At 70.3% G+C, this 7,406-nt stretch carries 9 protein-coding genes and 1 other RNA gene; 4 read left to right on the top strand and 6 right to left on the bottom strand.

Annotated features, from left to right (window positions below):
• Window positions 1-191, bottom strand: a 191-nt coding sequence (locus AB7F93_RS12190) for an NTP transferase domain-containing protein (RefSeq protein ID WP_428303182.1), incomplete at its 3' end; no start/stop codon positions are given.
• A gap of 259 nt (window positions 192-450) precedes the next feature.
• On the opposite strand from AB7F93_RS12190, the gene lptF reads away from it, so the two are divergent.
• Window positions 451-1,518: an LPS export ABC transporter permease LptF gene (lptF, locus tag AB7F93_RS12185; RefSeq protein ID WP_428303181.1), complete on the top strand. Its 1,068-nt coding sequence runs from the start codon at window positions 451-453 to the stop codon at window positions 1,516-1,518.
• Entirely contained in the window at window positions 1,515-2,576 is a 1,062-nt protein-coding gene (gene lptG, locus AB7F93_RS12180) for an LPS export ABC transporter permease LptG (protein WP_428303180.1), read from the top strand. Before lptF ends, lptG begins: the two co-directional genes overlap by 4 nt.
• Window positions 2,577-2,630: 54 nt before the next feature.
• On the opposite strand, the gene metK is transcribed toward lptG, so the two are convergent.
• The 5 genes from metK to AB7F93_RS12155 form a co-directional block, all read right to left on the bottom strand.
• Window positions 2,631-3,791, bottom strand: coding sequence for a methionine adenosyltransferase (gene metK, locus AB7F93_RS12175; RefSeq protein WP_428303179.1), 1,161 nt, complete (start codon window positions 3,789-3,791; stop codon window positions 2,631-2,633).
• Between the two features lie 72 nt (window positions 3,792-3,863).
• Complete coding sequence (locus AB7F93_RS12170) at window positions 3,864-4,448, bottom strand: 5-formyltetrahydrofolate cyclo-ligase (protein WP_428303178.1); 585 nt, start codon at window positions 4,446-4,448, stop codon at window positions 3,864-3,866.
• A gap of 46 nt (window positions 4,449-4,494) precedes the next feature.
• Window positions 4,495-4,681, bottom strand: a non-coding RNA gene (gene ssrS / locus AB7F93_RS12165) — 6S RNA.
• Window positions 4,682-4,693: 12 nt separating this feature from the next.
• Window positions 4,694-5,008, bottom strand: a complete 315-nt coding sequence (locus AB7F93_RS12160; RefSeq protein WP_428303177.1) for a cell division protein ZapA — start codon at window positions 5,006-5,008, stop codon at window positions 4,694-4,696.
• On the bottom strand, window positions 5,005-5,217 hold the full coding sequence (locus AB7F93_RS12155; RefSeq protein WP_428303176.1) for a TIGR02449 family protein: 213 nt from the start codon (window positions 5,215-5,217) through the stop codon (window positions 5,005-5,007). The genes AB7F93_RS12160 and AB7F93_RS12155 overlap by 4 nt, the downstream gene beginning before the upstream one ends.
• Before the next feature lie 142 nt (window positions 5,218-5,359).
• Between AB7F93_RS12155 and pepP the strand changes: the two genes are divergently transcribed.
• Window positions 5,360-6,667, top strand: a complete 1,308-nt coding sequence (gene pepP, locus AB7F93_RS12150; protein WP_428303217.1) for a Xaa-Pro aminopeptidase — start codon at window positions 5,360-5,362, stop codon at window positions 6,665-6,667.
• The coding region (locus AB7F93_RS12145) for an FAD-dependent monooxygenase (protein WP_428303175.1) at window positions 6,664-7,406 on the top strand (743 nt) is incomplete at its 3' end. The genes pepP and AB7F93_RS12145, both read left to right, overlap by 4 nt.

Genomic DNA, 7,406 nt, shown 5'->3' with positions numbered 1-7,406 from the left:
ATCACCGCCTCGACCGCATCGCTGGCGTAGCCGGTGACCACCGTGACCGGCCCCACGCCGGCCGCCAGCAGCGCATCGAGCTGCCACTGCAACAGCGTCTTGCCGTGCAGATCAACCAGGCATTTCGGGCGGTCGGCGGTGAGGGGCAGCAAGCGCCGGCCTTGACCGGCGCTCAGGATGACGGCCTGCATGGCTTGAACGGGACTCCGCGAAACAGGACGGGCCGGCGGGCGACCCTCGTGAAGGTGCAGGTCGGTACCGACCGCAAATCGGAATGGCGGCGCGCGGGGCGGCGCTGCGGCGGCCAAGCCTAACACAGCGCCCACAGCGGCCAGCGCCCCCGGCGGCCGCGTCCGGGGCGCGCTTCAACAGCGGTCCGGCCTCGCGCCGCCGCCTGCTAGACTGCCGGCCCGCCTCCTGTGCCACGTCTCGTTTCCGCGCCGTCTGCTCATGATTCTCCGACGCTATTTGCTGCGTGAACTGGCGAGCCCGTTCGCCGTCGTGTGCGGCAGCCTGCTGCTGGTGTTCACCGGCTACAGCTCGGCCCGTTTTCTTGGCGAGGCGGCCAGTGGCGCCCTGCCGGGCAGCCTGGCGGCGGTGCTGATTGGTCTGAAGCTGATGATCAGCCTCGATGCCATCGTGCCGATGGCGCTGATGCTGTCGGTGGCGCTCGGCCTGGGTCGCCTGCAACGCGACCAGGAAACCACGGCGCTGGCGGCCTGCGGCCTTGGCGAGCGCTGGCTGTTCCAGGCGGTGCTGTGGCTGGCACTGCCGGTGGCGGTGGTGGTGGCGACCGCCTCGCTGCTGGTGCGCCCGCAGCTGTATCAGAACGTGTATCGGCTGGAGGCGAGCGCCGACCGGCGGTTCGACCTCACACGCCTGCCGCCGGGGCGGTTCTATGCCGATTTCGCCGGCGGGCTCGTCATGTTCAGCGAGGCCGCCGACGGCGACGAGCGCCTGCAGGTGTTCACACACGCCGACAGTGGTGACGGCGACGGCGTGGTGTTCGCCGAGCGGGCGCGGCAGGTCACCGACGATGACGGCCGTCAGGTGATCGAATTCGTCAACGGCCACTACTACCAGCTCGACCCCGGCACCGGCGCCGAGGCCGGCAGCGACATGGTGATCAGTTACCGCACGCTCGCGGTGCGCCTCGACGAGGAGCTCGCGGTGGTGCGCAAGCGGCGCAAGGCCACGGACAACGGGGAGCTGGCCGCCTCCGTCAATCCCGAGGACACCGCGGAGCTCCAGTGGCGCATCACGGCGCCGATCTCGACCGTGCTGCTCGGCCTGCTCGGCGTGCCGATCAGCCGCATGCCGCCGCGGCGCAGCCGCTCCAGCAAGCTCACCGCCGGCCTGCTCGGCTGCATCGTCTACTACAACCTGCTGGCGGTGGTGACCGATGCGGTCGAGGACGGCAAGCTGCCGGTGTGGCCCGGCGTGCTGCTGGTGCCGCTGATCGGCGGGGCGGTACTGGCGGTGCTGATCGCGTTGCCCAAATGGCGGCGGCGCGCATGATTCTTGCCCGCTACATCGCGCGCGCCATGGCGCAGGGCTACGGGCTGGTGGCGCTGGTGTTCGTGGCCCTGTTCAGCTTCATCGATCTCATCCAGCAGCTTGATGACGTCGGCGACGCGTACCGGCTCGGCGACGCCTTTCTGTATGTGCTGCTGCTGCTGCCGCGCCGGCTGCTCGACGCGACACCGGTGATTGCGCTGCTCGGCACGCTGGTGCCGCTCGGCCTACTGTCGGACGGCAACGAGATCCTTGCCATGCGCGCGGCGGGCCTGCCGCTGCGGCGCCTGATCGGCATGATCCTGGTCCCCGGCCTCGCGCTGCTGGCGCTGATGCTGCTGCTGGCGCAGTTCGTGGCGCCACCACTTGAAATGCGCGCCGAGCGCATGCGCGCCGCGGCCCTCGCCGAGGATGTGTCGGTCGATTTTCGCGGCGGCTTCTGGTCGCGGGACGGGCGCAGCTTCGTGAACGTCGGGCGCATGCTGCGCGGGCGCACGCCGGTCGACGTGTCCGTGTACGAATTCGACGACGCGGGGCGGCTGCAACGCTACGTACACGCCGAGCGGGCGCAGCTCGGGACGGGTCGGACCTGGCAGTTACAGGACGTGGTGGTGCGCGAGCTGCTGCCGGCCCCGGCCCGCGCGCAGCAGCTCGCGCAGCTTGGCTGGCCGTCGTTTCTGGATGCGACGCAACTTGGCGTGCTGGTGGTGCCGCCGCAGGCGCTGTCGCCGGTCGATCTGTATTTCTACGTGCGCGATTTGCGCAGCCGGCGCGAGCAGGCACCGCAGGAGGAACTGCGCCTGTGGCAGCAGATCGCACAGCCGGTGGTGACGCTCGCGATGATGCTGGTGGCGATTCCGCTGGTGCTCGGCAGCAACCGGTCGAGCACGCTCAGCCGGCGCGTGCTGGCCGGCACGGTGGCCGGCATTGGGCTGTACTTTGTCACGCAGACCGTGGGCTACCTTGGCCTGCTGCTGCACCTGCCCGCGCAGTTCACCGCGCTGGTGTTGCCGGCCGGCATTCTGCTGTTCGCGGGCCGCTTGCTGCAGCGACTGCGCTGATCGAGCGCCAATGGCAATACCCCGCCGCGCCCGGCGGCGGGGTGTCGACCGGGCTCAGCGCGCGGCGGCGCGCAGCGCCTCGGCGCGGTCGGTGCGCTCCCAGGTGAAGTCGGCCTCGTCGCGGCCGAAGTGGCCGTACGACGCGGTTGGCTGGTAGATCGGGCGCTTGAGATCGAGCATGCGCAGGATGCCAGCCGGGCGCAGATCAAAGTGCTCGCGCACCAGCCGGGTGAGCGTGGCGTTGCCGACCTGCCCGGTGCCGAAGGTGTCGACCATGATCGAGGTGGGTTCGGCGACGCCGATGGCGTAAGACACCTGCACCTCGCAGCGCTCGGCAAGACCCGCGGCGACGATGTTCTTGGCCACGTAGCGCGCCGCGTACGCCGCCGAGCGGTCCACCTTCGACGGGTCCTTGCCCGAGAACGCGCCGCCCCCATGGCGCGCCATGCCGCCATACGTGTCGACGATGATCTTGCGACCGGTGAGCCCCGCGTCGCCCATCGGCCCGCCGATCACGAAGCGCCCGGTCGGGTTCACGTGGATGGTTGGCTTGTCGGTGAGCCAGTCGCCGAGCACGGGCTTGATGATCTCCTCGATCACCGCCTCGCGAAGATCGCCCTGGCTGATGTCGGGTGCGTGCTGCGTCGACAGCACCACGGTGTCGATGTGCACCGGGCGGCCGCCCTCGTAGCGAAAACTGACCTGGCTCTTGGCGTCCGGGCGCAGCCACGGCAGGGTGCCGTTCTTGCGCAGTTCGGCCTGGCGGCGCACCAGGCGGTGCGAGTAGGTGATCGGCGCCGGCATCAGCACGTCGGTCTCGCGGCAGGCGTAACCGAACATCAGGCCCTGGTCGCCGGCGCCCATGTCTTCCGGATCGGCCCGGTCGACGCCCTGGTTGATGTCGGATGACTGCTTGCCGAGCGCGTTGAACACGGCGCAGGTTTCCCAGTCGAAACCCATGTCCGAGCTGGTGTACCCGATGTCGCGGATGACGCCGCGAATCAGGTCCTCGGTCTCGATGTACACCCCGGGCTTGACCTTGATCTCGCCGGCGACCATCGCAAGGCCGGTCTTGGTCAGGCTCTCGCAAGCGACGCGCGCGTCAGGATCCTGCGCGAGGTACGCGTCCAGGATGGCGTCGGAAATCTGGTCGCAGATCTTGTCCGGATGACCCTCGGACACCGACTCGGACGTGAACAGGTAGCTGTCGGACATGGGCGAAACCCCGTGGCTAGGGCAAGTGAAGGCGCTGGCAGGGCGCGCATTAGACCATAGCGGTTTGACCCCTCATAGCACACCAAAGACACACGCCGCTTGCGGCGTCAGCACGCCATCGAGCGGCACATCCCAGGGTCGTCCGGGCAAGGCCGCAACACGCTGCCGGTCGAAGGCGACGCCGATCAACCGCGGCCGGCGCCAGGCGTGTCGAAGCACGCGCGCGAAGCTGCGATCGTAGTACCCGCCGCCCATGCCGAGCCGGCTGCCGGTCGCGTCGAAGCCGACCAGCGGCAGCAGGACCAGATCCAGCATGCGCGGCGCCAGCCACATCCGCCGCGGGCAGACCGGCTCCGGAATGCCGTAGCGATTGCGAACCAGCGGGTCGCCCGGCCGCCAGGGCGCGAAGTGCAGGTGCCCGTCGCGCAGCGGACACAGCACCGGCAGATAGCAGGCCTTGCCCGTGGCATGGGCGCGCGCCAGGGCGGGCAGCGGGTCGATCTCGCCGTCGGCCGGCCAGTACGCGGCAACGCGCCGGGCGCGCTGGAAGGTCGGCAGGACGACCAGCCGCCGTACCAATGCCGCCGCGGCGGCGCGGCGCTCGGCGCGACCGATCCGCCGGCGCGCCGCGCGCAACTGACGGCGCAGCGCGGGCAAAGAAAAGGCCGCTGAGGGTGCTCCATCAGCGGCCAGGGATATGAAGGGTTCCACCACTTGTGCCGTTATGGCTCGTCACTCTTGAACCGGATGGTCCAAGGCGGGAGCAGAAGCATGGCCGTCAGGCTTCCCACTCGGGGTGGGCTTGCACACGGGCCAGCGAACAACTCCCAAAGCTTGCGCTTTGTGGTTCAAGAAAATGATTGACCCACTCGCGAACACCGCAGTGGAACCCGCGACCATGATTACCCGGAATGGGGCGTGGGCTCAAGTGTCCGCAACGCAGCCGTCAGGCGCGCTTCGAGCGCGCCGAGCCGCTCGATGCTGGCGATCTGATCCTGGCGCGCCCCGCGCTCCGTCAGCAGCTCGTGGGCGATGTTGAGCGCCGCCAGCGCCAGCAGGCTCTCGTTGCCCGCCACGCGCCCGCCGCGGCGCAGCTCGCGCAGACGCGCGCCGAGGTAATCGGCACTCGCCAGCAACGCCGCGCGTTGATCCTCGCCGGCCGCAATCACGTACTCGCGGTCCAGCACCCGCACCGCGACGCCGCTGTCCCGGCTCATGATTCCTCCATGTTCTTCAGGCGCGCGATCATGGTCTCGACGCGGCTGCGCGCGGCGTTGGCCTTGTCGACCAGCTCGGCGCGCTCGCCGAGCAGTTGTTGATGCCGCGCGCGCATGGCGCGGTACTCCAGCACAAAGCTCTCGACCTGCTCCACGGCAGCGCGAAGGCGCTGTTCAAGGCCCTCCGGCGCGTCGTTCTGCTCGGCCATGCGCGTCCTCCCAACATCCCGGCTCAGGGTGGGCCGGCTATGATCTATCAAGCCTGCCGGCAATTATGTTGGCAAGCGCATTTTTCCGGACATCGCCGCACCCGCTACCCCACCGCCCAGCCCCGTGAAAGCAACACCGACCATACCGCCCAGGGAATTCGCCGCTCGCCGCCGCGGGCTGATGCAGCAGATGGACGGCGGCATCGCCATCATCCCGACCAACCCGCACCACGCGCGCAATCGCGACACGGAATTCCCCTTCCGGCCGGACAGCGACTTCCAGTACCTGACCGGCTTTGCCGAGCCCGAAGCCGTGGCGGTGCTGATTCCGGGCCGCCCACAGGGCGAGTACGTCCTGTTTTGCCGCGAGCGCGACCCGGCCAAGGAGACCTGGACCGGCCGCCGTGCGGGGCTCGAAGGCGCCAGGGCGACTTTCGGCGCCGACGACGCGTTCCCGATCACCGACCTCGACGACATCATGCCGGGGCTGCTGGAGAACCGCGGCAAGGTGTTCTACAGCCTGGGCGCGCACGGCGAGTTCGACCAGCGCGTGCTGGGCTGGGTGAACAGCCTGCGCGGCAAGGTGCGCGCCGGCATCCACGTGCCGAGCGAGTTCGTGGATCTCGGCCACCTGCTGCACGACCTGCGCCTGTTCAAGAGCGCGGCCGAGATGAAGGTCATGCGCCGCGCCGCCGACATCAGTGCGCAGGCGCACTGTCGGGCCATGCGCGTGTGCCGGCCGGGCATGTGGGAGTACGAAATCGAGGCCGAGCTGCGGCACGAGTTCATCCGCCACGGCGCGCGGCTGCCGGCCTACGAGCCGATCGTCGGCGGCGGCGCCAACGGCTGCATCCTGCATTACGTGGACAACAACGCGCGCCTGAACGACGGCGATCTGCTGCTGATCGACGCCGGCTGCGAGCTCGACTGCTACGCCGCCGACATCACGCGCACGTTTCCGGTGAACGGCCATTTCAGCCCGCAGCAGCGGGCGCTGTACGAGATCGTGCTCGACGCGCAGCACGCCGCCATCGACAAGGTGCGCCCCGGCAACCACTGGAACGAACCGCACGAGGCGGCCGTCGAAGTGCTCACCGCCGGCCTGCGGCGCCTGGGCATCCTGAAGGGCAAGCTGAAACAGCTCATCGACGAGGGCGCCTACCGGCCCATGTACATGCACCGCACCGGCCACTGGCTCGGCATGGACGTGCACGACGTCGGCGAGTACAAGCTCGGTGACGCCTGGCGCGTGTTCGAGCCCGGCATGGTCACCACCGTCGAGCCTGGCCTGTACATCGCCGCGGGCACGCCGGGCGTAGACAAGCAGTGGTGGGACATCGGCATCCGCATCGAGGACAACGTGCTGGTCACCCGCCGCGGGCACGAGATCACCACCGGCGGCGTGCCCAAGTCGGTGGCCGAGGTCGAAGCGCTGATGGCCGGCACGTGAACGCCGACTGCGACGTGCTGATCGCCGGCGCCGGGCCGGCCGGCGCGGCGCTCGCCGTGGCGCTGGCGCCGCTCGCGCTACGCGTGGTGTTGGCCGATGCCGCCCCGCCGCCGGATGGCGCCGACCGGCGCGCGCTGGCGCTCGGCCTCGGCAGCCAGCGCATCCTGCAGGGACTTCGCGTGTGGCCGGCGCTGGCGGGCCAGGCCACGGCCATCGAGCGGCTGGAAGTCACCGAAAGCGGCGCGCCCGGCGTCACGCGCATGGCGGCGCGCGAAGTCGGCGCCCCGGCGCTCGGCTGGGTGGTGGGCGATCGCGCGTTGCAGCGGGCGCTGCTGGCGCGGGCCGGTGAGCTGGGCATTGCGCCCCGCGCGGCGGCGGTGAGCGCACTCGCGCCCGCCGGCGAGGCGCTGGCCGCGACGCTGAGCGGCGCCGGCGGTGATCAGATCGTGCGCACGCGCCTGCTGGTGGCCGCCGACGGCAGCGACTCGACCGTCTGCCGCCTGGCCGGCCTGCCGCGTCATCACCGGGAACTGCCGGACAGCGTGCTGCTGGCGCGCCTCAGCTGCGACCGCCCGCACGCGGGTCTCGCGCACGAACGCTTCGGCGCCGGCGGCCCGATGGCGCTGCTGCCGGGGCCGGGCGCGGCCGACTACACGCTGGTGTGGACCCTGCCGCACGAGCGCGCGGAGGATCTGGCCGCACTGCCGGCGCGGCATCTGGCGCCGATCGCGCAGGATGC

This window comes from Immundisolibacter sp. (assembly GCF_050250495.1).
Taxonomy (GTDB): Bacteria; Pseudomonadota; Gammaproteobacteria; order Immundisolibacterales; family Immundisolibacteraceae; genus Immundisolibacter.
Note: the sequence above shows the minus strand (reverse complement) of the source record. Positions and strands in the feature narration are given on the sequence as shown.

Excerpts from the sequence above, each read along its gene's own strand:
- lptF (WP_428303181.1), top strand. The coding sequence starts at position 451 with ATGATTCTCCGACGCTATTTGCTGCGTGAACTGGCGAGCCCGTTCGCC.
- lptG (WP_428303180.1), top strand. The coding sequence starts at position 1,515 with ATGATTCTTGCCCGCTACATCGCGCGCGCCATGGCGCAGGGCTACGGG.
- AB7F93_RS12160 (WP_428303177.1), bottom strand. The coding sequence starts at position 5,008 with ATGAGCCGGGACAGCGGCGTCGCGGTGCGGGTGCTGGACCGCGAGTAC.
- metK (WP_428303179.1), bottom strand. The coding sequence starts at position 3,791 with ATGTCCGACAGCTACCTGTTCACGTCCGAGTCGGTGTCCGAGGGTCAT.
- AB7F93_RS12155 (WP_428303176.1), bottom strand. The coding sequence starts at position 5,217 with ATGGCCGAGCAGAACGACGCGCCGGAGGGCCTTGAACAGCGCCTTCGC.